This window comes from Flavihumibacter sp. UBA7668 (genome assembly GCF_002483205.1).
GTDB lineage: Bacteria > Bacteroidota > Bacteroidia > Chitinophagales > Chitinophagaceae > Flavihumibacter.
This window is the reverse complement of sequence record NZ_DLHM01000002.1, coordinates 198,924-224,804: the sequence shown is the minus strand read 5'-3', so window position 1 is coordinate 224,804 and position 25,881 is coordinate 198,924. Positions and strand designations below refer to the sequence as shown.

Sequence of the window (25,881 nt, the reverse complement as noted above, 5' to 3'; positions counted from 1 at the left end):
GATTAGAAAGGTCAATTTTAATACTTCCTTCTCATTTTTCCATTTTGTGAAAAATAGATTTGCAGCATGAAGCACCTGACCGTTCTCTTAGTTTTCATTATGCTGATGAACAAACTCCTTGCACAAAATGTTCCTGATGCTGCAAAAAATCAAAAAATTATCAGCGACAGTATTTATATCGCAGAAATAGAAACACCAAAACAAAAACCAAAAGTTCTGCACGCTGAGCCTCTTTATGTGGATCTGATCCGTGATCTCGGCGCGAGAAAAGGGGAAAAAGAATGGAATATCGGAATGGGGATTACCGATAATAACCGTTATGACGCTTATACAGCTCTGGTTGAATATGAGTTCGCACCAATGGACAGATGGGGATTTGAAGTGGAACTGCCCTTCAGCTTTTACTACCCCTCCGGTTCTAATGACCGAACCAAAACACCTGATAGCAGATTAAATAGTATAAAACTTGCCACCCAATATACATTCCTGGTATCCGATCATGCAAACACGTCCCTGGCAATTGGTTATATACATGAATTTGAACTCATCTCCTTTCGAAATTATGGAAAGGGCGCCCCCTTCAATGGGCAACTTTACAACCCTTTTCTGGTTGCTGCTAAAAGATGGGGAACAAATTACCATACCCTGATTTATACCGGACCAGCTATTCACCATCCGAAAGATCATGTTGCCACAACATCATGGGAGCTTCATACCAATTTTCATTATATGATAAGCGGCACAAGAAATTTTATTGGAGTTGAATTTAATAAGAACTTTCAAAAGAATGATTTTGATATGACGATCAGACCTCAAATGCGGGTAAGCATTGCTGATAATTTTATGGTGGGAATTGTAACAGGGATCCCTATACGAAGAGAAAACCAGCGTTTCAGTTCATTTATCCGAGTAATTTATGAACCTGGACATAAAGCTATTCGGCATGCCTACCATCCGATTCCGTAATCTTCTCCATAATTACTTGACCCACCCCAGAAACTACCATGTTTCCAGTCGAACCAGATAGCATTGATTGGACCGGAAGTACGTGGTTCAAATCTTAGGATATATCCTTTCTTCTTCAATTCCTTCCGGATCCAGTCTGGAGTGGATTCATGCAGTAAAAGATGTCCGGGTTTAGGCCTTCTGTCTTTTCCGCCAAGCGATAACCAATATTGATAGCTGTTGAAATTAGGTGCTTCTGCTGCCTCCTGTACATTCATTCCAAACTCCGTCATATTCAGAAAAAACTGTAACAGATTTTGATCCTGTGTGTCTCCTCCCTGTACCGCAAAAGAAAGAAAAGGACGACCTTCTTTTAATGCCATGGTAGGTGTCAGGGTTACTCTTGGTCTTTTTCCAGGAGCAACTACATTAAATGGATTTAAAGCCGAATCACAAACAAAACTCTGCATTCGCTGACTCATCCCAATTCCGGTTTCACCAGCTATACAGGCAGGTACCCATCCCCCGCTTGGTGTAATCGAAACTACCCAGCCATCCTTATCAGCAGCCTGTACACTGGTTGTTCCCCGCCAAACCTGATCAAGGTAATCGGCATCTGGCGCTGCAACGATTTCTTTACTTTCATTCCAGTGAGTCAGTAATTCATTATAAGGATTGCTTTCGTTCTGAAATGGATAGGGATCACCCGGACCAATTTCAATATCATTTTTATCTGACAAAAGCAATTTCGCTCTTTGTTTTGCATATGCCGGCGACAGTAACCCTTGCATCGGTTCCACAGGAGGAAAACAGGGATCGCCATAATAAAAATCACGATCGGCAAAAGCCAGATTCATTGCCTGATATACCGTATGTATATACCTGGATGAATTATACCCCATTGACTTTATATCCACCTCATTCAGTAGTTGTAAGCTTTGTAATAACATTGGGCCCTGTGTCCATTGCGATAACTTGTAAACATCTATTCCCTTATAATTTACTTTCATCGGTTCCTCAACGATCACTTTCCAATTTGCCAGATCCTGCATAGTTATCAATCCACCCTGTTCCTGACAGCCCCTAACATATTCAGCTGCAATATCTCCTTTATAAAAACGATCATAAGCTGCATAGATTGCTTCCTTTCTTGATTTGCCTTTTTTCAATGCAGCCTTTTCTGCTTCAACTAATTTTTTCAGGGTACTCAGTAAATTTTGCTGAACAAAAATTTCACCTGCTACAGGAGCCTCTCTTTTTTGGCCGGCATGCGGAAGAAAAACTTTAGCGGAATAGGGCCATTCTTTTATTCTTTTCTTTTCGCGTTCTATACTGTTAGCTGTTTGTGCCTCTATCGGATAACCGGAAGACAACTCAATTGCTGGTGCCAATACCTCCGACAAACTCATTGTACCATATTCTGCCAGCATGGTGAAAAGTCCGCCTGGTGTACCAGGAGTAACCGCAGCCAAGGGACCATATTCCGGAGGAAAATCATACCCTTTTTCTTTAAAAAAATCAGGAGTAGCACCTGTTGGAGCAAAACCCAATGCATTTATCCCTATTACTTTTTTTAATCCCGGATGATAAATTAATGCCTGCGTTTCTCCACCCCAACTTAATACATCCCACATGGTACAGGTTGCAGCCAACATGGCACAGGCTGCATCAACCGCATTTCCCCCTTTCTGAAAAATTCCGGCACCTGCAGTTGCTGCCAATGGCTTCCCTGTTATAGCCATCCAGTTTTTGCCATGTAATACCGGTTTTTGTGTGTTTTGTGCAAAAACCAAAACTGGTACTAAAACAAAGAACGACCATGCTTTTTTCATAAAAAAAATTCAAATATGTTAAACCAGCCTTAACAAATATACCCTAAAACTTATTCACATTTTGGGAGATTGGAACAGTTTTGGAACCAAGCTTAGCAGCTGATTAAAAATGATAAACTTATGAAAACAAACCTCTTTAAAACAATCTTCTTGGGAACTGGTCTCGCAGTTTTCCTTATTGCCTGCAGCCAGGATGATGATGCAAATCCGGATACTGCCCGTTTAGAAGTTCGACTTACGGATGCACCCAATCCAAACATCAAAGAAGTATGGGTTGATATTAAAGAAATACAGATTAATAGGGGAGGCGATAGTGCAGCATGGACGCCCCTGTCCGGCACCCATCCCGGCGTATATAATTTGCTGGAGTTAACGAATGGACGCGACACGCTGCTAGCAGACGCCAGCCTTCCAGCCGGAAAAATGAACCAGCTTCGTCTGATTCTTGGTGAAAATAATTATGTAATTACAACAGACGGACAGAAAGAAATGCTTACCACTCCGAGTGCACAACAATCGGGTTTGAAAGTGTTGGTGAATAGTGATTTAACTGGTGGCGTATTATATCGTCTTGTACTTGATTTTGATGCTGCAAAATCAATTGTTCCGGCAGGTAATAGCGGAAAATATATCCTGAAGCCTGTTATCCGCGTATTATCCATGGTACCATCCGGTGGAATTGTAAAAGGCTTTGTTGCTCCGGATTCCATTCTTACCACCATTTTCGCACTGGATGGAACAGATACTGTTTCAACAACTGCTACCAATAATGGTAATTATCAGTTCCGTGATATCCCAGCAGGTAATTATTCCTTGCATTTTTATCCGGCTCCTGACAGTTTTAAAACTGTACAAAAAGAAGTTTCTGTAACACTTGGACAAACCACCCTGGTAGATACAGTACAACTTGAATTGAACTAGTTTAGATGGTTACCTGGACAAAAAGGGGAGTGCAGCAATGCACTCCCCTTTCTGCTATTTCTCCTCCTCTCCTAGTATTTTACTTCTACCGTAAAGCGCATATCCGGATTTCCTGCCTCCAATTCAGCCGCAGCTGCATTGCTGATTCGGATGGTCAGTCCGGCATTTTCTTTGATAGCAGATAATTGTCCCAGTACTTTCGCATATACAACCTTGTTAGTACCGGTATGACGCACCTGTACAATGGTACCAATCGCCACATTATCCATCAACGCATAATATTTTCCATCCTTCCATCCGCTGGTGCTCCGAAAAATGGTAGCAAGTCCATTGGCTGATTTAGAACCGCTTTTGAAGTTTGATTTAAAAAATCCACCATTATAATTAACAGCAGTACCGGTTCCGGAGGATGCAGGTAATTCCTCCTGCTTAAACACTGGAGCAGGAGCCGGTTTCTCATTCGTTTTCGGAGCACTGGTTACAGGCACCTGCTTTTCTTCTTTGGGTGCTTCTATAGGTGCTTTGGGTTGCGTCGTTTCTTTTTTAGCTACTGTATTCTGTACGGCTTTTGATGCTAATGCAGACAGGTCTTTTTTCACTTTAAGAAATCCTACTATCAATTCCATACCCGGACGTATCTGATTTCTTGTTATTCCATTCCATTTTTCCAGGTTATCAAGTGAAACTTTATTATGATTAACGCTAACCCGAAACATCCACTCCCCTTCCGCTACACGATGATAAACCGGCACCAATACTTCATCTGAAGCCTTCTTTTCATCCTGCGAAAAATTGGCAGATAAAAGCGGGACTTTCAGTAACTGACCAATTTTCAGTCCGCTGTTCATATCCGTATTATTAAAAGGAGCAATATCCTTTGGATGTAGATTGTATAAACGGCCAACACTATACCAGGTCTCTTTGGCGGCCACTTTATGCTGAAGGTATAAATCCGGACTGCTTCCTTTTACTTCCAAATCAGCCTGAGCCAGTGTGGTTACAGACAGAAATAAAAACAATATCCAGAGAATCGGCTTTTTTTGCATCAGGACTACGAATTTTAGTATTCCTGCAAATATGGTGCTTTCTAGGCAAAATTGCAGCTAAAAGCAGGTTAATAGACCAATCACCGACCGCTTTGCATCAAAATCCGCCACTCCTTTGGATAGTAATTATTGGAACGATTGGGTAATACTTTCATCCATCCCAGCCCTAATCCTTTATAGGTGACCAGGTTCCAGCCAGGCTTTGCTGAATCTATATGAATCTCTTCCTTCCTAAGGTATTGCAGGGCTGATGTATCCTGCAATTCAATTCGGGAAATAGCTGCACTTAAATTCATGCTGAGTGCCAATGCATGATCAGGCAGCAATTGTTTTCCAGCCCATTTACCCAGAGTAACCCCGGCTCTGCGTATATACAGGGGCGATAAATCCCCTATGAGCTCAGGTACCTGCTCCCCCATTCCCACCATCATACCATTCAGCATGTAAAATGCCGCAAGTTCGGGTTGCACCCATTCCCGGATATCTTCTACCTGTTGTTTGGTTGCCTTCTCCAGTTTTACCCGGTTTTTACGGCTCGGTTTTTTTTCTGTTTCGCCTCCTTTTTTAAAAGCGGCCAGAAAAAACCCTTCACCCTTTAATCGATCCGGATAAAGCCGATATCCCAAACCTTTTTTTACCGGCGATTCCGTTTCAACAATATTCCAGGAAGGATCCAGCTGAAGTTTTGCCGAACCTGCTTCAAAACCGGATAATACCCAATCAACAATTGATTCATCTTCCTGCATGGAATAAGAACAGGTGGAATAAATCAACCATCCATTTTCTTTCAGACAGGGCCAGATATCCGTGAGTATACGTTTTTGTCGCTGACTGCACAACTCCACCAGTTCCTCTGACCATTCTTCCATGGCTTTTGGATCTCTTCGAAACAGTCCGCTTCCGCTACAGGGAGCATCTACCACAATTATGTCAAACAACAGATCCGCTTTACTGAAATCCCTGGGATCATTATTCGTAATAATCTGATTGCTATTACCCCATTTCAACAGATTCTCCTCAAGAATGGTAACCCGGCTCTTAATGACCTCATTGCTAACCAATACCGTGTCATCCGGAAAAAGAGAGCGAAGATGGGTTGATTTTCCGCCAGGGGCAGCACATAAATCAAGTACTCGTAGTCCATTTTTTCCCGGCAGCAACTGATTAATTGCCTGTTCGAGAAACATACTGCTGGCTTCCTGTACATAATAAGCACCTGCGTGTAACAAAGGATCGAGTGTATATTTCGGACGCTCTGGTAAATAAAATCCAGTGGAAGCCCATGGAACTGCTGTTCGTTCCTTAAAATTTAATTGATCCGGATCACTCATTTTCCGCGAATTCAACCGAATACTTTGCACCTGTTCTCCACTTTCCAAAATGGTACAAAAATCAGCTTCCTTCCATCCGGGAGTTCCGGCCATCTGCTTAATAAATGCTGCTGGAATCTTCAAGTACGCTTTTTTGCAAAATTACGACTTAGAGATTTTTAATTTCTGTCGTAATTGATTCCAGTACTTTTTTTGCATCACCAAACAACATCGATGTTTTGGGTTGAAAAAAGAGGTCATTTTCAATACCGGCATATCCCGGTTTCATACTGCGTTTATTAACGATACAGTTTTTTGCCAACTCCACTTCAAGAATTGGCATTCCATATATGGGTGATGCAGGATCCGTTTTGGCAGCCGGATTAACCACATCATTGGCCCCCAGCACCAATACCACATCTGTAGTGGAAAATTGTTCATTGGCTGTTTCCATTTCAAGCAGATGATCATAATCCACATCTGCTTCTGCAAGCAAAACATTCATATGTCCGGGCATTCGACCAGCTACCGGATGGATAGCGTATTTCACTTCCACTCCTTTTTCTGTCAATAATTTTTCCAGTTCATGACAGGCATGCTGGGCCTGCGCAACCGCCAATCCGTACCCGGGCACAATCATTACTTTATGTGCATAGGTTAATAAAACGGCTGTATCAGATAAAGTAATCTCTTTATAATTGCCGGGTGCTTTTCCTCCTTCTATCTTAGCTGTAGCCCCACCTCCAAAAGAACCGACCAGCACATTCAGCAAAGAACGATTCATTGCTTTACACATAAGTATGGTTAACAGGGTTCCTGCTGCACCAACCAGAATACCACCGGTTAACATCGCTTTGTTATTATACAAAAACCCACCACAGGCCGCTGCCACTCCGGTAAAAGAATTCAGGAGTGAGATTACCACCGGCATATCAGCTCCACCAATTGGCAACACAAAAAACACACCGTACAGGAGCGATAAAACAAAAATGAGATAGAATACAGTTAGGTTAGCATTCTTGTAAACACCCGCCATCCACCCTGCCAATCCTAATATGATAAGGAAAAGAAGCATATTCACCAGGTGCTGGCCTTTAAAAGCGAAATCATGAATTTTTCCATTCAGCTTACCCCAGGCAATTACACTTCCTGAAAAAGAAACCGAGCCAATTATCAGTCCGGCCAGGATTACCACCGATTGCCCAACCCAGGCAGAATAGCTGGCACTGGCGGGAAAGATATCGCCCAATATAATATCATGTGGCTGATGGATCATCTCCGCCATATGATTGAATTCTGTGATGGAAATAAGTGCGGCACAAGCCCCCCCCATACCATTGAACAAACTCACCATTTCGGGCATTGCAGTCATCTTCACTTTCTTTGCTGCAAGTGTCCCGACTATAGTACCGATGATTAATCCACCGAAAATCCAGCCATAATTTCCAAGTCGTGTACCATCGGTTTCTTCGTACAAAAAAATAGTCCCGAGTATTGCTAACCCCATTCCTGCAGCGGCAATCCTGTTTCCTTTTCGCGCTGAAGCCGGATTGGATAACATTTTAAGTCCAAGTATAAAACTAACAGATGCCAACAGATATATTATGGTGAGCAACATACGATTTAATTAATGGTTCATTTATGCTTGTGTCTGAACATTTCAAGCATGCGGTCAGTTACAACAAATCCGCCAACCACATTCAGGGTTCCCAGAATTACAGCAAGAAATCCCAGGATAAGTGCGATATAATTATCCGGATCTGCTTTACCCATCACGATGATGGCACCAATAATTACAACACCGTGTATTGCGTTTGCCCCGCTCATTAACGGCGTATGTAAAACACTGGGAACCCTGCCGATCACTTCTATGCCGAGAAAAATCATCAGCACCACGATATAGATATAATCCTGGTGTATTGCAATTTTTTCCAAGATGTTTTCCATACAGATTATTTTATTGAATTAGATTGATTTCACTCTTTCATGCAGGATTTCACCACCATGGGTAATGCAGGCTCCTTTTACCAGATCATCTTCCCAATTCAACTTCAATACAGCTCCTTCGCCAGTTAGCAATCCAAGAAACTGCTGTACATTTTTGCCATACAGTTTACTCGCATCAGAAGGAAGTGTTGCCGCTAAATTTGAATTTCCGATGATGGTAATTCCTTTGTAATTTATCGTTGCATTATTTTGTGTCATGCTGGTATTGCCACCGGTTGCAGCTGCCAGATCAATGATAACAGAACCAGCTCTCATGGCATCGAGCATTTCAGTTTGTACGAGGACAGGGGCAGCTTTTCCAGGAATCTGCGCCGTTGTAATAACAATATCAGCTTTCGCAATACTTTCAGCAATTTTTTGCTGCTGTCTCGCTTTAAAATCGTCGGATTGTTCCACGGCATATCCGCCTGCCTGACTTGCATCAGCAGCACCTTCCACTTCGATAAATTTAGCACCCAGACTTTTTACTTCTTCTTTTACAGCCGGACGGGTATCAAATACTTCCACCACCGCACCCAGCCGCTTGGCAGTTGCAATAGCCTGTAAGCCCGCAACTCCGGCACCTAATATCAGTACTTTCGCAGGAGTAATACTTCCTGCGGCAGTCATAAATAATGGGAAATAACGTGGATAAGTAGCCGAAGCGAGCAGCACTGCTTTGTAACCTGCAATATTTGCCTGAGAACTCAACACATCCATACTTTGCGCACGGGTAGTTCTTGGCAACATATCTAAACTAAAACTGGTTAATCCGGCTGATGCCCATTCCTGCATCAGTAGCTTATTATAAAGAGGCTGGTAAACACCAATAAGAATTTTATTATTCAGATTTTGAACAGGAAGGTTTTCGGGCAACTGAATTCCCAGAATACATTCCGCTTCCCAGATTTTTTCCCGGTTCAACAGAATAGCTCCAGCTTTTTCATATTGCTCATCCGAAGCAAAAGCAAGTCGCCCGGCATCTTTTTCAATCCAAACCTGGTGGCCAGCTTTCAGCAGCGCTACCACTGCCTCCGGTAAGATGGAGACCCTGGCTTCTGAAGCGGGTTCTTTCAATACGCCAATGGTCATGCTGGAGCAATTTGATTCCCCACCAATTTAAGTTTTATTACGGATACTAAAAGACGTTAGAAAAGATTTAATCAGAACCGGATCGTAAAATGCTGCGGATACATAAAGGAGTCTGAGAAAAAAACCAGTCCGATAAAAAACAAATCCACTGTACACCGAACAGCCGGGTCCAACTTTATTTTTTCCCAGGCAGCTTCCATTTCTTCGCTCCAGTGAATATCATCGAAAATCAGTACAGAACCTGCACTTGTTTTTGTAAGCAGCTGCTCAAAATAACGCAGGGTGGGTGCATAGCGGTGATTGCCATCTATATAGGCAAAACCTACCTGTTTCATCCCTGCTAATACCGTTGCAAGGGTATCATCGAAATTTCCGGTGATTGTTTGAATTTTATTAAAATCAAGATACCTGAAATTTTCTCTTGCTTTTTCAGCAACTTCCGGAGCCCCTTCAAGGGTAATTAACTGGCCCTTGGTATTCCCTGCGTACATATAAGCCGCTGACAATCCCATCGAAGTTCCCAGCTCGATCATATTAACCGGCTGGAAATAATTGGTCAGGCGAAATAAGAGCCTGCCCAGTTTTTTTGATTTGGAAGTTCGTTTCGTAAGGGTAGAAATGGATTCCAGTCTTCTCCCTTTACCACCAGCACCTAAATCAACAAGCTCAATTTTACGCTTATCATGTTCAAGCCGGAGTCGTAGTTTTTCGATTTGGGAATAGGCATAATATTCACCCCTGTCATTCAATACATCGCGAATAAGAGCATAAACAAAGGGAGAATGAATCCCATGCCCTTTTCCATTCCCTGCAGTACACCAATATCGAAGATATTTAGCACCTAATTCAATACTACTGTACGGCTTATACTCCATTCAGCTCATTTCCGTTACTGTCCCAAATTTCGAAACTATAGGCAAAGGCATGTTTCTCATCGGCTGGAAAATCCAGTCTGGAATGCAACTTCCATTGATCAGCTGGTAATACCGGAAAAAATGTATCGCCTTCAATGGTTGTATGAACACGAGTGAGGTAAACACGATGACAAAACTCCATACTTTGCTGGTAAATATCCCCACCGCCAATTACAAAAACTTCTTTTGCATCTGTGTCTCGGGCTACTGATAGAGCAGTTTTCCAATCGTGTACCGTAAACACTCCGGGTGCCTCCCAGTTAGTTTTTGTTGTGAGAACAATATTGGTTCTTCCGTTTAAAGGCTTACCCAAACTTTCAAAGGTTTTTCTACCCATGATAACCGGCATCGCCCAGGTGGTATTCTTGAAGAATTTCATATCATTGGGCAGTTTCCATAATAAGCGATTGTCTTTACCAATCACCTGATTTTCGCTTACCGCCACCACCAAACTAATTTTCATATTTACTCATATTTTTCACCTTTCACCTTTCACCTTTCACTTCCTCCTAAACCGCCACCGGCGCTTTTATAGCCCCATGACTCTGGTAGCCTACCAATTCAAAATCGGCAAAGCGGAAACCAAAAATATCTTTTACATCCGGATTGATTTTCATCGTTGGTAATGGAAATGGATCCCGGCTTAATTGTAGTTGAACCTGTTCAAGATGATTGCAATAAATATGGACATCCCCAAAACTATGAATGAATTCACCTGGTTCCAATCCGCTAACCTGTGCCAGCATTAGGGTAAGTAATGCATAGGAGGCGATATTAAATGGCACACCTAAAAAAACATCCGCTGAGCGCTGGTACAACTGACAACTCAGTTTACCATTGGCAACATAAAACTGAAATATCGTATGACAGGGCATAAGAGCCATTTCAGAGAGTTCGGCCACATTCCAGGCACTTACGATCAGGCGGCGACTATCCGGATTGCTTTTTAACTGCTGAACCAACTCCGTAATCTGATCCACCACTTTCCCATCCTTTCCCTCCCAGCTGCGCCATTGTTTTCCGTAAACGGGGCCCAGCTCACCGGCTTCATCCGCCCATTCATTCCAGATGCTGACGCCATGTTCCTTCAGATAAGAAATATTCGTAGAGCCCTGCAAAAACCACAGCAGTTCATGCACAATACTTTTCAGGTGTACTTTTTTAGTAGTTACAAGGGGAAACCCATCTGCCAGATTAAACCGCATCTGATACCCAAAACAACTGATGGTTCCGGTACCTGTACGATCCGATTTTTCCACCCCATTTTCCAAAATATGTCGCAATAACTGGTGATACTGTTGCATGCCTGCAAGTTACACTTTTCCATCACCCGACCGGTGGCACCGGTCGGGTGCCACCGGTCGGGTGGGAAACTTGTGGAAACAAAATGATTAATTTTGCAGGATGGCAGAAGATTTACTTATAAATAAAGGGACAAAAGAGGAACAATATCTATCCCTGCTTCCTCAAATCAAAGGCTTATTGGAAGGTGAAACGGATGAAATCGCCAACCTTGCCAATATTGCTGCGGCCCTGAAAGAACAGTTTGGCTGGTTCTGGGTTGGTTTTTATCTGGTAAAAGGAGATGAACTGGTACTTGGTCCCTTCCAGGGACCGGTGGCATGTACCCGCATCCGCATGGGCCGGGGAGTTTGTGGCACCAGCTGGAAAGAAGCCAAAACCCTGATTGTTCCGGATGTGGAAAAATTCCCTGGTCATATTGCCTGTAGCAGTCTTTCCAAATCAGAAATCGTGGTACCGATTTTCCGAAATGGTACTGTTATCGGGGTTCTCGACGTTGACGCCGATCAACTCAACCAATTTGACACCACCGATCAACGCTTCCTCGAAGAAATCATGAACCTTCTTGCACCCGTCGGGTTTACCCGAAGGGTGCAAGAAGGTTAGCCAACAGCAACAAGGGGGGCATGTTTTTCCCGGACACCTTTGAGCTGTTCTATTCCCTGGGAGAGATGTTCCTGTAAACCGGAAAGAAAGCCTGCCTGCTGCTGGAGTTTATCTTCCATCCTGGCCAGTTCATCCGCTTTCAGACTAACCTGATTTTTCAGCTCAATCAAAGCATCTTCTTTCTGCTTCAAATCCTGACGGATCTGTTCTTCACGTGCTTCAACATCGTGGAAATTCCGAATCCGCTGAGAAAGTTGATTTTGAAGAAACTCAATCTGGAGCTGCTTCTCCTGCAACATATCCTGCAAATAGCGCACATCTGTATCCGTTTGTTTGAACTCGTTTTCCATAGCCTGCAATTTTATTTTTTGATGAATGGTTTCGCGTAATTGTGCTTCTACCGGATCCAGTTTTTTTCTGCGACGGTAATGCAACCAAAGAATTCCGGAAATTGTAAGTATTATAATGGGAATGCTACAGATTACTACTACCTGCGCGTAGCGTCCTACCTCATAGGTAGTAACGGCCAAAAACTGAATCATAGAAATGCTGTTTAGCGTAGAAATCAACTCATGCTGATCTAAAACAACAACTATGATACCAAAGCAATAAAAAGTGGATAACTATAAGCAGGTGCAATCGCTTTTAACGTTTTAATCTCCGCTTCATTTCTTTTTTGATTAAACCCAGTTCACGGCCTGTTTGTCCGGCTACTGAACTGTTCTCCTGTGCCCTGCGCATGAGGTAAGGAACCACATCGCCAATTGGACCAAATGGCAGGTATTTACTAACCGGACAACCAGCCTTTGCCAGATTAAACGTGATATTATCACTCATGCCATAGAGTTGTGAAAAATGAATATGCGAATGATGAAGTGAGAGCCCTTTTTTCTCCAGTAATTGAGTCGCATACAAATTACTGTATTCATTATGTGATGCGATGATCGTGGCAATCCGCTCAATATGTTCAATACAATATTCAACTGCCCAGTTATAATCACGATCGCAGGCTTCCTTATTGGGCTGGATGGGCGAACGATAATTCATTTCCTCCGCTCTTTTTCTTTCCTTTTCCATATAAGCGCCCCGAACCAGTTTGGCACCCAGAATAAAATCCTGCTGTTCTGCCTGTTGAAAACTATCTTTCAAAAACTGGAGCCGGTCATGCCGGTATAACTGAATCGTATTATATACAATCGGTTCCGACTTATTATACTTTTCCATCATCTGCATAGCCAGTGCATCCACCGGATCCTGAATCCAGGTTTCTTCCGCATCTATCAACACACCAACATGTTGCCTGGAGGCAGCTTCACAAATCCGATGCATCCTTGCTATAACACGATTCCATTCGGCCAATTCAGCTTCCGATAATATTTCGGTGTGAATCCGACCCTCAAATCCACTCTTTGCCTGTGCAGCTGAATCCAGTTTTTCCAATAAACCAAACCGTGCCAATCCGGTTACCTTAATACTCATGAAAGGTATATTCGGCTGGGTGGCAGCATAATTCACCACCTTGATAAACTCCTCACAGGCATGATCCAGACCCTGCTCTCCATAATCCCCGCCTTCTACCCCATAATCCAGAATCACCTGAACCTGGTATTTTCCCAGTAAATCAGCAACCCTGGCAGTTTCTTCCAGCGTTTCTCCACCTACAAACTGCTCAAACAGGGTATTGCGGATCAGGCCTTTAATGGGTATTCCGGCCTTAATTGCCCAGGGTGTAATACGGGTACCTAATTGAACCAGCCAGTTATATCCCATCGACGAAAAAAGAAAATTTGCTTTCCGAAGCGATTTATCTGTTTTATAGGCAAAGGCATTTTCCGTATTATCAAAAGAAATCCGGGATTTTGGATCCATGAAGCAAGATTAAGGCGGCAAAAATAAGGCAATTTCAGATCGCCTGGTGGTTAAAGGGCTGAAGCACCATTTCACTTACCACTCCGGATTCCGGTTGTTGACAAAGGAACCAAATCGCTTTGGCTGCTTCATCCGCGCGAACCATTTTTTCCCGTTGCACCCTTAAATCAATCGGATCCCAGAAAGCAGTGTCCACTCCGCCAAGAAAAATATTGGTGAACCGGATATCTGTTCTTTTCACTTCCTCACGGATACTTTGCAGCATTCCTACCAATCCATATTTGGATGCACTATATGCTGCTGCACCTGCCATCGGGACTTTTCCCAAAATACCTGGAATATGAATAATCAATCCTTTTTTTCTTGCTTTGAAATCGGGTAAAAATTTTTGTAACAATAAAAACGGTGCTACCAGGTTAAGTTGGATGGCCTGCATAAATTCCACCTCACTTAATTGTTCAGCAGATTTTATTATGCCAACACCGGAGGCATTGATCAATACATCGATAAAAGGACTAACAGCACAGAATTTCAGATGGAGTTGTTTAACATCGGAACTATTCGTTAAATCAGCGGCCATCCATCGGGAATCATCCAGGTTCAAAGAGCCCGCCAGATCCGCCAATTTGCCCTCCGTTTTACCGGTTAAAAAAAGCTGCGCACCTCCTGCCATCAGAAGCTTTGCTGTTTCTTTTCCAATTCCCCCGGTAGCTCCCGCCAGCAAAATATTTTTTCCTTTAATCGATTCCATGAAACCTGTTTCTGAACCAACAATGGGTCCTGCTTTTTGTTTATTTTCTCATGCAAAAAGAGGCAGTTATAGTTTTCCCCCATCAACTTTTTGAGAAGCATCCAGCCTTTTCCAAATCACGTTTGGTCATTTTTATCGAAGAGGAGCTTTTCTTTAAACAATATAAATTTCACCAACAGAAATTGATTTTCCATCGGGCCAGCATGAAGGCTTTTGAAGATTCATTAAAAGCGGCAGGTTATTCTACAATCTATATCGAATCAACCAGGAAAGAAGCCGATTGCCGAAGAATCGGCCACCTGCTTCATATTCAAAACATCGAACAACTTCATATCTGTTATCTCGCAGATAATTGGCTGAATCGGCGGATAATTAAAATGGCGTCAACAAACGGATTAATAATTAAGTGGTATAACAATCCTGGTTTTCTACTGCAACCGGAAGAAGCCAATCCCTTTTTTACCAGAAAAACCAATTATCTCCAAACCGATTTTTATACCTGGCATCGGAAAAAACGTCAACTCTTATTAGATCAAAAGCAACAACCACTTGGTGGCAAATGGAGTTTCGATAATGACAACAGGGAGCGTTTACCAAAGGGAATGTCCATCCCTTCGATTCAACCAGCCGCTTTTGAAAAATCAACCAGGGAGGCAATCGAATATGTACATCAAAACTTTAAAAACAATCCGGGGAGTATTTCGCCTTTTATATATCCAACTTCGCATGCAGGTGCACGATCCTGGCTGCAACAATTCCTAAAAGAGCGACTCGCAGCATTTGGCCCTTATGAAGACGCAATGGTGAAAGAAGAATCCTATCTTTTTCACAGTGTATTGAGCCCCTTAATAAATACGGGCTTGTTAACGCCGCGGGAAGTACTGGATGAAACACTGCAATACGCAAGTAATCAGGAAATTCCCTTCAACTCGCTGGAAGGATTTATCCGGCAAATTATTGGCTGGCGCGAATTCATTCATCAGGTGTATTTCCACGCAGGCTCAACGCAGAGAACCCGTAATTTTTGGAATTTCACCCGTCCCATTCCGAAGCAATTTTATACAGGAGAAACCGGTATTGATCCGGTTGATCTCGTAATTAAAAAATTACTTCAAACCAGCTATAACCACCACATAGAACGTCTGATGGTATTGGGTAATTTTTTTCTGTTATGCGAATTTCATCCCGATGCTGTTTACCAATGGTTCATGGAAATGTATATTGATAGTTATGATTGGGTAATGGTTCCCAATACTTATGGTATGACTCAATTTGCAGATGGCGGATTAATGACCACAAAACCCTATATCAGTGGTTCCAACTACCTGATAAAAATGGGTAATTGGGAGAAGGGTTCCTGGCAGGGAATATGGGATGGTTTATTCTGGCGATTCATGCACGTACATCGTTCTTTTTTCCTCCAAAATCCGAGACTGGGTATGCTCGTACACAGTTTCGATAAAATGCCAAAAGAAAAACAGGAACTGCATTTAACAAACGCTGAAAATTTCTTAAATCAACTGGACCAATGGAACCAATCCAATTAACCGATATTGATATTGATCGAATTGTAGAAATGGCATGGGAAGATCGCACTCCTTTTGAAGCCATACTTGTTCAATTTGGTTTAACTGAAAAAGAGGTTATTACGCTGATGCGTCGGCAACTGCTTAAAAAAAGTTTTGAGCGATGGCGAAAAAGAGTGCAATCACGCAGCACCAAACACAAGCGTCTTCGTAATAAAGAAGTAATTCGATTTAAATGCAGCAGACAAAAAACAATTACCAACAACAAAATCAGTAAACGATCCTGATATGCAGCCTTCCTTTCCGACCGATCACAAATCAATACTGGAGCGGATGCGTTCCATAGCACCCGAACAATATGCAAAAACCAGAAATTTCAGTACTGGATCAGTCTCTTATTTATCTCCTTATATTTCCAGAGGGGTGCTTACCCTGCCACAGATCTGGAACAACCTGAAAGAAAGAGGATATACCATACAAACGGCTGCAAAATTTATACAGGAATTAGCCTGGCGTGAATATTTTCAGCGAACCTGGTGGCATCTGGGAAATAAGATACTGCAGGACATCAGACAACCACAGCAGGATGTCCTTCATCATGAAATACAAAAGGCACTAACAGAAGCAGGTACCGGAATTGATGCAATTGATGAAGGCATTCGAACTCTCTACGAAACTGGTTACGCGCACAATCACCTTCGCATGTACATAGCCGGCTTAAGCTGCAATTTGGGTAAAGCACATTGGAAACTTCCCGCAACATGGATGTATTATCATTTGCTGGATGGTGATATCGCCAGCAATACCCTTAGCTGGCAATGGGTTGCAGGCAGTTTTTCCAATAAAAAATACATCGCCAATCAGGACAATATCAATCATTACCTGAACAGCAACCAGAAGAAAACATTTTTGGATACGTCTTACGAGGAAATATTGAAACAGCCGGTTCCCGAAGCATTACAAAATACGTGGCAGCCAGCGTTCGCTACCATCTTACCCGATACTGCTCCACCAAAAATAAGAACCGACCTTCCCGTATTCCTGTATAATTCGTATTGGCTTAATCCCAACTGGCACACAGACCTGCCGGCCAACCGATTATTGATTCTTGATCCAGTTCATTTTCAACAATATCCAGTGAGTAAAAAAGTGCTTGATTTTATTCTCAAATTGGCAGTCGATTGTATTCCGGATATACAGGTAGTAAAAGGATCTCCCCAATCCATACCGGAACTTACAGAAGTTCCGGCCATTTATTCGATTGAACATCCAATTACAGCAGCTTATCCGGGCATCAAAGAACCCTATCCCTGGCTTTTTCCGGGCTTCAAAGGAACCCCTTCTTCCTATTTCAATTTTTGGAAGAAAGTATCCTATTTTTGAGAATGGTCATTACACATATTGATATTTACCGCTATAGCATACCGATGGTTCCTTTTACAATCGCTACAGGAACCATGAAATTTGCACAAAATATATTTATAAGGGTACATACTGATGCTGGTTTTTACGGAGTAGGAGAATGCTCTGCCTTCCCCATGATTGTTGGCGAAACACAGTCTACCTGTTATGCCATGGCACAGGATTTTGCAGAATTATGGAAAGGAAAAGATGCGTTGGCAATTGCAGATCGAATGCAGGAACTCCACCTGTTTACCGCGCGTAATTCCACCGCAAAAAGTGCTTTCGATATGGCACTGTTTGACATTGCAGCCAAAGCAGCCGGAAAACCATTGTATCAGTTTCTGGGAGGAAAAGAAAAAATCCAGATGGAAACCGATCTCACAATTGGGATTGATGAAGTTGACATCATGGCGCAAAAAGCAAAAGATTATATTTCCAAAGGTGTACGGATCATAAAAATTAAACTGGGTAAGGATCCGCAAACGGATATAGCCCGGGTAAAAGCAATTCGCGCTGCAGTTGGCCCCTCAATTCAATTGCGTATTGATGCCAATCAGGGCTGGAATTATCAGGGAGCCAAACAGGCACTTACCGCTATGAAGGACCTGGATATTCAGTTTTGCGAACAACCCATGCGAATCTATAACGACCAATTAGCTCCACAGTTAAAAAAAATATCACCTGTTCCCATCATGGCCGATGAATCCGTTTTTGATCATCGGGATGCCATTCGTGTTATTGAAGCCGATGCCTGCAGTTACGTAAATATCAAATTTTCAAAAAGCAGTGGATTTCAGGAAGCAATCGAAATAAATCGGGCATGCGAAGAGCGGAAAATTCCCTGTATGATGGGCGGTATGCTGGAAAGCCGGCTTGCACTAACGGCCTTTGCACACTTCGCAACTGCTCATTCCAATGTTCAATTCTATGATATGGATACCTGTTTAATGGGACATTTGGAGGACCCGGTTACAGGAGGAATAAAGTACAACGGTTATTTCGTAGAATTACCGGAAGGAAACGGATTAGGTGCTGATGTGGAGGAAACATACCTGAATACACTGGAACATTGCCGGGTATAAGTGCCCCCCCAACGCAGATTTTTAAGCAAAATTTAGCCCGGATATTGGCAAACTGGCGTAGCTTGCGGCCATGCAAAAGAAAAAACCTTCTGACAGCCAGGTCACGATGACTGAATTGGTTTTACCCAATGATACCAATGTATTTGGTAACCTGATGGGTGGTCGCTTAATGTACTGGATGGATATCGCAGCTGCACTGGCAGCCGGTAAACATTGCAATGCGCCGGTAGTAACGGCTTCTGTAGATAATATTTCTTTTGAATCTCCTATCAAACTCGGCAATGTAGTGCACATTGAAGCGAGAGTTACCCGATCTTTCAATTCCTCTATGGAAATTCATCTGAGTGTTTGGGGAGAAGACCTTACCCATCAATACAGGTATAAAAGCAATGAAGCATATTACACTTTTGTTGCACTCGACCCCAATCGCAAACCGCGTCCTGTTCCGGTGCTTGAACCAGAAACCGAAGCTGAACAAAAATTATTTGAAGGTGCTTTAAGAAGAAGGCAATTGCGATTGATACTGGGTGGAAAAATGAAAGCGGCCGATGCAACTGAATTGAAAGCACTGTTCAGCGAAGGATAAAGAGCCGGTTAGATCAACTCTATGCCGGCAAGGGTATTACTGTTTACTTCTGGCCGCCTTCTCTTCGAAAGTAGCTTTCAGATGTGGGACTTTCAACATGAATTTTTTACTCTGTTCGATAGAGTCCATCACTTTGTCCAGAATTTCATCTGTTGAAGCATCATAGTCAATTTCCAAAGGTTCTTTAAACCGAACCGTCAGGAGTGATCCTCTTTTTTTGAAGCTCAGTCCTTTTTTCGTAAATGCTCTCCAAAATCCATTGATTACAACCGGCACTACAATCGGTCGATTTTTTTTGATAATCAATGCGGTTCCCTTCCGACCAGGTGCAAATGGTTTGGTTGTTCCCTGAGGAAAGGTGATTACCCAACTTGAATTTAATGCCCGTTCAATTTTGCGGGTATCGGAAGGGTCCAGCCCGCGTCGAACTTCTGTTGCTCCTGTTCTCCAGGTACGCTTCACTGTTAGTCCGCCCGCCAAAATAAAAAACTTACTGATAAAACTGCCTTTCATTGTTTCTTCAGCTGCAACATAATATACATTGGTAAAGGGATTCAGCAAATAATAAGGGATGCCCAATTCATTTCTCTTACCCCATTTTACTGCGCAAAAAATATGAAGAAACGTAATTACGTCTGCAAAATAAGTTTGATGATTACTTACAAACAGCACATTTTTCCTGGGCAGATTTTCGATATGTTCCGTTCCGGAAATCTTAATCTTATTAAACAAAACAAGTCCGGGATATGAAACAAATCCTACAACTGCATATACCAGTTTACGAACCAGTCTTATTTGTTTCAGTCGGTCAATCAATTCGCTCATGCATTGAAATTGGGTGAGTTCTAACCGATTGCAATATAAGGATTTGACAATACAATAACCCACTATTCAAACACTTGATTCGTATATTTGCGGATGTCTCAGAAAGCCGTGATTTTCGATATGGATGGGTTGTTAATTGATTCCGAACCACTTTGGCAGGAAGCTGGAATTGAAGCCCTTTCCATCTATGGTGTAAAACTCAGCGTACAACAATACCACAGTAGTACCGGATTAAGAACCCCGGAATGGATTGAGCACTGGTTTAGTTATTTTCAGGTGGACCCTGCCTTCGCTCCCAATGCAATCTCCACTATTGAAGAAGCTGCAATGGAAAAGATCAGCCAACGCGGAACCGCATTACCCGGTGTACATTTCATTCTCGATTTTTTCAGAAAACAAAACTACCGTATCGGAATAGCCTCCTCCTCTCCGCAGCGTTTGATTGATATGGTAATTACCAAATTGGGAATTGGCTCCTATATTGAGGAAACCAGTTCAGCCGGACAACTTGCATTTGGAAAACCACATCCGGAAGTATTTATAAATTGTGCAGAACTGCTACAAATTAAACCTGCGAACTGTCTGGTATTTGAAGATTCTTTTAATGGATTGATAGCCGCCAAAGCAGCAAAAATGAAATGTGTGGTAGTGCCTGCCCAGGATGTTTTCCATCAACCTAAATGGAGCGCTGCCGACCTGAAACTGGGTTCATTGGTGAATTTTAATGAATTGTTATTGCAGGCGGTTTGGATGGGAGGAGAGTAAGGGGAGGTGAAGGAAGTGAAGGAAGTGAAGGAGGTGAAGGAGGTGAAGGAAGTGAAGGAGGTGAAGGAGGTGAAGGATGTGAATGGTGAATAGTGATTTTAAAATACAAGCAAGAGGCTCCCGGATTCGGGAGCCTCTTGCTTCTTATGTTCAAATGTATTTTATTACCAATTCACTTATTCACCTTTTTCACCTTATTCACCTTTTTCACCTCTCTCTTTTGACCTCTCTCCTCTCACCTTTCACCTTTCACCTCTCACCTCATCACAAACGTCTCCAAAAACTTCGTTGTAAAATTCCCTTTACGGAAATCTTCGTTTTGCATGAGTTGAAGATGGAATGGTATGGTGGTTTTTACACCTTCAATTACGTATTCGCTGAGTGCGCGGTACATGGTATTGATAGCTTCATCACGGGTGCGTGCAACGGTTATCAGTTTCCCGATCATAGAATCATAATAAGGAGGGATGGTATAACCTGCGTACACATGGCTGTCGACCCGTACTCCATGTCCGCCTGGGGTATGCAATACCGTTATCTTACCCGGACTTGGACGAAAATCATTATACGGATCTTCAGCATTGATCCGGCATTCAATGGCATGCATTTGAGGTTCATAATCGCGTCCGCTGATGGATTCACCTATAGCGATTTTGATCTGTTCTTTGATCAGGTCAAAATTGATTACTTCCTCTGTAACACAATGCTCTACCTGAATCCGGGTATTCATTTCCATAAAATAGAAATTCCGGTGTTTGTCAACCAGAAATTCAATGGTTCCTACCCCTTCATAATTAATGGCAGATGCCGCTTTTTTAGCTGCATCTCCCATTGCCTGACGTAATTCAGGAGTCATAAAAGGTGAAGGAGATTCTTCCACCAGTTTCTGATGACGTCGTTGGATGGAACAATCGCGCTCACTCAGGTGACATACTTTTCCATACCGGTCACCTGCAACCTGGATTTCAATATGACGCGGCTCTTCCACGAATTTCTCCATGTAGATGCCATCGTTTTTAAAGGATGCCAGGGCTTCTGCTTTGGCTGTATTATAAGCACGTTCCATTTCATCCTTGTTCCAAACCACCCGCATTCCTTTACCACCACCACCGGCAGTTGCTTTAATAATAACGGGGAAGCCCATGTTTTCAGCCAGAGAATAGGCCTCTTCCAGGCTTTCCAATAATCCTTCGGATCCTGGAATTACCGGAACCCCCGCTTTAATCATGGTTTCTTTTGCGGTGATTTTATCACCCATGGAACGGATCTGATCGGGCAATGGTCCAATAAACTTGATTCCATGTTCCCCGCAAATTTCTGCAAAGCGGGCATTTTCTGCCAGGAACCCATATCCCGGATGGATTGCATCGGCATTGGTGATTTCTGCCGCTGCCATCAAATGCGGAATATTCAGGTAAGAGTCGGCACTCTGCGGACGACCGATACATACTGCTTCATCCGCGAATTTTACGTGTAAACTATCTTTATCAGCGGTGGAATAAACAGCAATGGTTTTAATACCCATCTCCCGACAGGTACGAATAACCCGAAGCGCAATTTCACCGCGATTAGCGATTAATACTTTTTTAAACATCTTCGGAAAGAATTAGTGCATTAAGCTGGTTCTACCAGAAATAAAGGCTGGTCATATTCAACTGGTGATGCGTCCTCCACCAGAACTTTTACCACTTTACCTTTTATCTCACTCTCAATTTCATTGAAAAGTTTCATGGCTTCAATAATGCAAACCACTTTTCCCGGGGTAATTTCATCGCCTACTTCTACAAAAAGCGGCTTATCGGGTGATGCACGACGATAGAATGTTCCGATCATCGGACTTTTAATCGTTATAAGATTGGAAGCAACAGCCTCCGGAGCTTTCGGTTTTTCACCTCCGTTGGAAGACGCTGCAGCTGCTGGGGCCTGGGCTGCTGACGCAGCAGGAGCCTGCGCTACAGGAGCTGCCTGCGCATACATGGGGGCAGAAACAACCTGCTGAATCGTGTCTTGCTTTTGCTTAATCGTAACCTTAAAACCTTTCTCTTCAATCGTCAGTTCACCGATGTTCGATTTGTTGATCAGTCGGATCAACTCCTGAATTTGTTTAAAATCCATTGTACTGAATTTACAGTTGGTGATCAATTTAGGCGGCTAAGATAAGGAAAATGCCCCTCCTAAGAGGGGCACTAACTTCTTTCACCGAAAAAAATTACTCTTTTACGCGTTCTACGTAATCACCGGTTTTGGTGTTTATGCGAATCAGTTCACCTTCGTTAACGAAAAGAGGAACCATTACAGTTGCACCTGTTTCAACCGTTGCCGGCTTTAGGGTACGTGTAGCGGTATCACCTTTCATGCCTGGTTCACTATAGGTAACTTTCAAAACAATTTTATCGGGCAATTCGATACTCATAGGTAACTCGGTTTCTGTATTCACCAATACGGAAACTTCCGCACCATCTTTCAGAAACTGGGGAGCATCTACCAATGCTTCTGTTGCAATAATCTGCTCAAAAGTTTCATTGTCCATGAAATTGTAACCACTGTCGTCTTTGTAGAGAAACTGGAAATTTTTCCTTTCTACACGGATCGGATAAATGGTATCGCCACTATTCCAGGTTTGCTCAATGGAACGATTATTATCCACACCTTTCAGCTTCGCCCATACTTTAGCGGCTGCTCGCGCAGTTTTATTTTCTCCAAACTCAACGATTTTATAAAGACTTCCGTCAAGTTTGATAATCAGGCCACGGCTGATATCGGAGGTATTTGCCATAAAAAATTACAGTTTTCTGCTAGAATCAAATAATGAGGGAGCAAAATTACTGCAATTCGTTAAAAGCACGCAATTTTTTACCGGATCACTGTTTTTTAAGCTCAATAACCAATACCCCGTTCTTACCTTTGGAACCGTATTTATCAATTGCTTTTTTATCTTTCCATACCATAATAGATTCAATGGATTCCGGTTTAATTTGCTTAAACTCATCAGCAGACATTTCCTTCCCGTCTACGATATAAAGTGGCGGAAGACCTGCTGGTTTTGCATATCCAACAACAGTAATAGGCTCCAGCGGGTTATCAGGTATTGTTTTGTTAATTGTTTCTTCCCTGGCATCCCCCCTTTTGGTTTCAATAAGAAGTACGCCATCCTTTGCCTTTTCTCCATAAACAGCTGTTGCATTTTCACCCTTTAATACATTGATAGCTTTAATTCGCTTCGGATCAATCAGCGAAATATCATCCTTATCCCATTCTTTTCCATCAACAAAATAGATAGGTGAGGCGGCTCCTTCTGCGGCCCGGATTGTTATTGCCGAACCGGTTATCCTGCTGTTTTGGTTATCATCCAGCTCCATTACCGGAGAACCTTCACTTACAATTACAATCCCTTTTTTCGTTGGAGCCGCCGGTGCTGCGGGTGCAGCCGGTGCTGAAGGAGCTGCAGGGGCAGCTTTTGCAGCGGGTGCAGGTACGGCAGCAGGAGCGGCAGGGGCTGGTGGAGGTGGCGGCGGAGGAGGTGGTGGCGCCAGCTCTCCATATTTTTTTTCATTTTCAACTTCATTTGCCTCCCACTCTTCCAGGGTCATTGACTTAAGCAGCTTCTTCTTTTTATCCAATATAGTTACTGTACTTACCCCGTTTTTTTCCGTCACCCTGAAATAATACCCTTTTTCGTTTGGACCAAATACATAAACACCCTTCTTACCCGGAATGGTATCAATTGTTTTACCCAATAACCCGGGAAAAAATTCCGACGTTTTTGCATCACTGTTAACTCTATTTTCCGGTAAAGCATCCAGCATTCTTAATACCGGATTTCCATAACTTTTCAATTCTGTTTGCTGTTCTTGCAATCCATCCTGACTGGCTTCCGATTTTTTTCGGAAAGCCAGCAATAATACAGCTGCCAATGGCACTGCAAAAGCAAATTTTACTAAATGTATGCGTGCCGATCTGATTTTGTTCATCATGGCGATTCTTGTTTTTAATGCTGAAAAATTGAGGTGACTGGCCATGCTGAAATTGCGTTGCCCCACCACTTTTACTAACAGGTATTGATATTGCTTCCGATCAATTCCATGGGTCAGTACCTGCCGGTCGGCTATGAACTCAAGATTCTGCCGGATGGCATGCCGAAGCATCCAGGCAAATGGGTTAAACCAGTTCAATACCAGCAGCAGTTCACCCAACATCATGTCCGCGGTATGATGTTGCCGAACGTGTACCATCTCATGGCGAATGATTTCTTTTAAATCTTCCTCACTGTGTAAGGAAGGATTTACAAATACCGACCGTCCAAACGAAAAAGGAATAATGGAATCCTCCACCGAAAACAACTTCACTTCTTCACCAGCCAGCCATTTGGCACGTTTCGATAATTTGATAATAGACAGGTATTGCAGCAATAACCGAATCAACATAAAACCGGATCCGGCCACTAATGCAACATATAAAAATGACCAGTAATTCATAGGTTCAGTGGTTTCTGATTGTACACCCGGTTTCCAATTTCCCCAGGCTGGCAATTCCTTTAATGCTGTCAGCTTCACCGAACCTTCTTCCATCCACCAGCCTATGTCAAGAAGTGGTAAAAACAAGCAGGCTAATGGATAAATTATTAAATACCAACGGTTCCAGTTATAAAAAGTAATTCTTCTGAGAAAAACCTGATAAAACAGCGTAACCAGTGATAAACTGATACTGAATTTCAGAAGGTATGCTATAAATTCATTCATTCTTTTCAGTTTGATTTTTTTCCTTCAATCATGTCCAGAATTTCTTTCAGCTCTTCCTTACTCATTTGCTCCTGCTCAATAAAAAAATTTACCATTGCCTTATAGGAATTATCAAAATATCCCTGAATAAAATCTTTCATAAACCGCTTCTTATACTCTTCTTCGGTTATAGTTGGCCGATACACATAGGTATTCCCGATCATCCGGCTTTTTAAATAGCCTTTCTTCTCCAGGTTTTTAACCGTAGAAGCCAGTGTGGTATAGGGAGGCTGCGGCTCCGGCATTTTTTCCAGAAAGGCTTTCACATTCCCCTCCCCAATCTGCCAGATCGATTGCATTGCCTGCTCCTCCGGTAAACTAAGCTTATCCATATCTACGAA

At 42.7% G+C, this 25,881-nt stretch carries 27 protein-coding genes; 9 read left to right on the top strand and 18 right to left on the bottom strand.

Going from position 1 to position 25,881, the window contains the following annotated elements; genetic code table 11:
- The first annotated feature begins 105 nt into the window (after positions 1-105).
- Positions 106-966, top strand: coding sequence for an HAEPLYID family protein (locus B2746_RS04580; RefSeq protein ID WP_290791424.1), 861 nt, complete (start codon positions 106-108; stop codon positions 964-966).
- On the opposite strand, the gene B2746_RS04575 is transcribed toward B2746_RS04580, so the two are convergent.
- Positions 948-2,777 (bottom strand): gamma-glutamyltransferase family protein, encoded by a 1,830-nt coding sequence (locus B2746_RS04575; RefSeq protein WP_290791421.1) that lies wholly within the window; start codon positions 2,775-2,777, stop codon positions 948-950. The genes B2746_RS04580 and B2746_RS04575 overlap by 19 nt on opposite strands.
- 120 nt (positions 2,778-2,897) lie before the next feature.
- Between B2746_RS04575 and B2746_RS04570 the strand changes: the two genes are divergently transcribed.
- A complete protein-coding gene (locus tag B2746_RS04570) occupies positions 2,898-3,698 on the top strand; it encodes a DUF4382 domain-containing protein (protein ID WP_290791419.1) in 801 nt (266 codons plus the stop codon).
- 71 nt (positions 3,699-3,769) lie between these two features.
- On the opposite strand, the gene B2746_RS04565 is transcribed toward B2746_RS04570, so the two are convergent.
- The 8 genes from B2746_RS04565 to B2746_RS04530 form a co-directional block, all read right to left on the bottom strand.
- Positions 3,770-4,744 (bottom strand): LysM peptidoglycan-binding domain-containing protein, encoded by a 975-nt coding sequence (locus tag B2746_RS04565; RefSeq protein WP_290791417.1) that lies wholly within the window; start codon positions 4,742-4,744, stop codon positions 3,770-3,772.
- Positions 4,745-4,824: 80 nt separating this feature from the next.
- Positions 4,825-6,198 carry a methyltransferase RsmF C-terminal domain-like protein gene (locus B2746_RS04560; protein WP_290791415.1) on the bottom strand — a complete coding sequence of 458 codons (1,374 nt, stop codon included), beginning with the start codon at positions 6,196-6,198 and terminating at the stop codon, positions 4,825-4,827.
- A gap of 25 nt (positions 6,199-6,223) precedes the next feature.
- Complete coding sequence (locus B2746_RS04555) at positions 6,224-7,672, bottom strand: NAD(P)(+) transhydrogenase (Re/Si-specific) subunit beta (protein ID WP_290791412.1); 1,449 nt, start codon at positions 7,670-7,672, stop codon at positions 6,224-6,226.
- A gap of 17 nt (positions 7,673-7,689) precedes the next feature.
- Positions 7,690-8,001: an NAD(P) transhydrogenase subunit alpha gene (locus tag B2746_RS04550; protein WP_290791411.1), complete on the bottom strand. Its 312-nt coding sequence runs from the start codon at positions 7,999-8,001 to the stop codon at positions 7,690-7,692.
- An 18-nt stretch (positions 8,002-8,019) separates the two neighbouring features.
- Positions 8,020-9,132, bottom strand: coding sequence for a Re/Si-specific NAD(P)(+) transhydrogenase subunit alpha (locus B2746_RS04545; protein ID WP_290791409.1), 1,113 nt, complete (start codon positions 9,130-9,132; stop codon positions 8,020-8,022).
- A gap of 71 nt (positions 9,133-9,203) precedes the next feature.
- A complete protein-coding gene (locus B2746_RS04540; protein ID WP_290791407.1) occupies positions 9,204-10,007 on the bottom strand; it encodes an O-methyltransferase in 804 nt (267 codons plus the stop codon).
- Positions 9,997-10,509, bottom strand: a complete 513-nt coding sequence (locus B2746_RS04535; RefSeq protein ID WP_290791405.1) for a dihydrofolate reductase — start codon at positions 10,507-10,509, stop codon at positions 9,997-9,999. The genes B2746_RS04540 and B2746_RS04535 overlap by 11 nt, the downstream gene beginning before the upstream one ends.
- A gap of 46 nt (positions 10,510-10,555) precedes the next feature.
- Positions 10,556-11,350, bottom strand: coding sequence for a thymidylate synthase (locus B2746_RS04530; RefSeq protein ID WP_290791403.1), 795 nt, complete (start codon positions 11,348-11,350; stop codon positions 10,556-10,558).
- Between the two features lie 100 nt (positions 11,351-11,450).
- Here B2746_RS04530 and B2746_RS04525 point away from each other — a divergent pair, with 100 nt between their 5' ends.
- Complete coding sequence (locus B2746_RS04525) at positions 11,451-11,954, top strand: GAF domain-containing protein (protein WP_290791401.1); 504 nt, start codon at positions 11,451-11,453, stop codon at positions 11,952-11,954.
- Here B2746_RS04525 and B2746_RS04520 read toward each other — a convergent pair.
- From B2746_RS04520 to B2746_RS04510, 3 genes are all read right to left on the bottom strand, one after another.
- Entirely contained in the window at positions 11,951-12,496 is a 546-nt protein-coding gene (locus B2746_RS04520; protein ID WP_290791399.1) for a DUF412 family protein, read from the bottom strand. The two genes, B2746_RS04525 and B2746_RS04520, sit on opposite strands and share 4 nt — an antisense overlap.
- A 103-nt stretch (positions 12,497-12,599) precedes the next feature.
- Positions 12,600-13,823, bottom strand: a complete 1,224-nt coding sequence (locus B2746_RS04515) for a proline dehydrogenase family protein (RefSeq protein WP_290791397.1) — start codon at positions 13,821-13,823, stop codon at positions 12,600-12,602.
- 34 nt (positions 13,824-13,857) lie between these two features.
- Positions 13,858-14,574: an SDR family oxidoreductase gene (locus B2746_RS04510; RefSeq protein WP_290791395.1), complete on the bottom strand. Its 717-nt coding sequence runs from the start codon at positions 14,572-14,574 to the stop codon at positions 13,858-13,860.
- A 50-nt stretch (positions 14,575-14,624) separates the two neighbouring features.
- Between B2746_RS04510 and B2746_RS04505 the strand changes: the two genes are divergently transcribed.
- From B2746_RS04505 to B2746_RS04485, 5 genes are all read left to right on the top strand, one after another.
- Positions 14,625-16,121 (top strand): cryptochrome/photolyase family protein, encoded by a 1,497-nt coding sequence (locus B2746_RS04505; RefSeq protein WP_290791393.1) that lies wholly within the window; start codon positions 14,625-14,627, stop codon positions 16,119-16,121.
- Positions 16,103-16,387 (top strand): TIGR03643 family protein, encoded by a 285-nt coding sequence (locus B2746_RS04500; protein ID WP_290791391.1) that lies wholly within the window; start codon positions 16,103-16,105, stop codon positions 16,385-16,387. The genes B2746_RS04505 and B2746_RS04500 overlap by 19 nt, the downstream gene beginning before the upstream one ends.
- A 1-nt stretch (position 16,388) precedes the next feature.
- Entirely contained in the window at positions 16,389-17,483 is a 1,095-nt protein-coding gene (locus B2746_RS04495; protein ID WP_290791389.1) for an FAD-binding domain-containing protein, read from the top strand.
- 2 nt (positions 17,484-17,485) lie between these two features.
- Positions 17,486-18,586 carry a mandelate racemase/muconate lactonizing enzyme family protein gene (locus B2746_RS04490; protein WP_290791387.1) on the top strand — a complete coding sequence of 367 codons (1,101 nt, stop codon included), beginning with the start codon at positions 17,486-17,488 and terminating at the stop codon, positions 18,584-18,586.
- A gap of 70 nt (positions 18,587-18,656) precedes the next feature.
- Positions 18,657-19,172 carry an acyl-CoA thioesterase gene (locus B2746_RS04485; protein ID WP_290791385.1) on the top strand — a complete coding sequence of 172 codons (516 nt, stop codon included), beginning with the start codon at positions 18,657-18,659 and terminating at the stop codon, positions 19,170-19,172.
- 36 nt (positions 19,173-19,208) lie between these two features.
- Here the strand turns inward: B2746_RS04485 and B2746_RS04480 are convergent, their stop codons facing one another.
- Positions 19,209-19,997 (bottom strand): lysophospholipid acyltransferase family protein, encoded by a 789-nt coding sequence (locus B2746_RS04480; RefSeq protein ID WP_290791383.1) that lies wholly within the window; start codon positions 19,995-19,997, stop codon positions 19,209-19,211.
- A 93-nt stretch (positions 19,998-20,090) separates the two neighbouring features.
- Between B2746_RS04480 and hxpB the strand changes: the two genes are divergently transcribed.
- Positions 20,091-20,762, top strand: a complete 672-nt coding sequence (gene hxpB, locus B2746_RS04475) for a hexitol phosphatase HxpB (protein ID WP_290791381.1) — start codon at positions 20,091-20,093, stop codon at positions 20,760-20,762.
- 256 nt (positions 20,763-21,018) lie between these two features.
- Here the strand turns inward: hxpB and accC are convergent, their stop codons facing one another.
- The 5 genes from accC to B2746_RS04450 all read right to left on the bottom strand — a co-directional run bounded on the left by accC (position 21,019) and on the right by B2746_RS04450 (position 25,872).
- Entirely contained in the window at positions 21,019-22,356 is a 1,338-nt protein-coding gene (gene accC, locus B2746_RS04470; RefSeq protein ID WP_290791379.1) for an acetyl-CoA carboxylase biotin carboxylase subunit, read from the bottom strand.
- Positions 22,357-22,376: 20 nt separating this feature from the next.
- Complete coding sequence (gene accB / locus B2746_RS04465; RefSeq protein ID WP_290791377.1) at positions 22,377-22,877, bottom strand: acetyl-CoA carboxylase biotin carboxyl carrier protein; 501 nt, start codon at positions 22,875-22,877, stop codon at positions 22,377-22,379.
- A 94-nt stretch (positions 22,878-22,971) separates the two neighbouring features.
- Positions 22,972-23,538 carry an elongation factor P gene (gene efp / locus B2746_RS04460; RefSeq protein ID WP_290791375.1) on the bottom strand — a complete coding sequence of 189 codons (567 nt, stop codon included), beginning with the start codon at positions 23,536-23,538 and terminating at the stop codon, positions 22,972-22,974.
- An 85-nt stretch (positions 23,539-23,623) separates the two neighbouring features.
- Entirely contained in the window at positions 23,624-25,501 is a 1,878-nt protein-coding gene (locus B2746_RS04455; protein WP_290791373.1) for a M56 family metallopeptidase, read from the bottom strand.
- A gap of 5 nt (positions 25,502-25,506) precedes the next feature.
- Positions 25,507-25,872 (bottom strand): BlaI/MecI/CopY family transcriptional regulator, encoded by a 366-nt coding sequence (locus B2746_RS04450; RefSeq protein WP_290791371.1) that lies wholly within the window; start codon positions 25,870-25,872, stop codon positions 25,507-25,509.
- Positions 25,873-25,881: the final 9 nt, after the last annotated feature.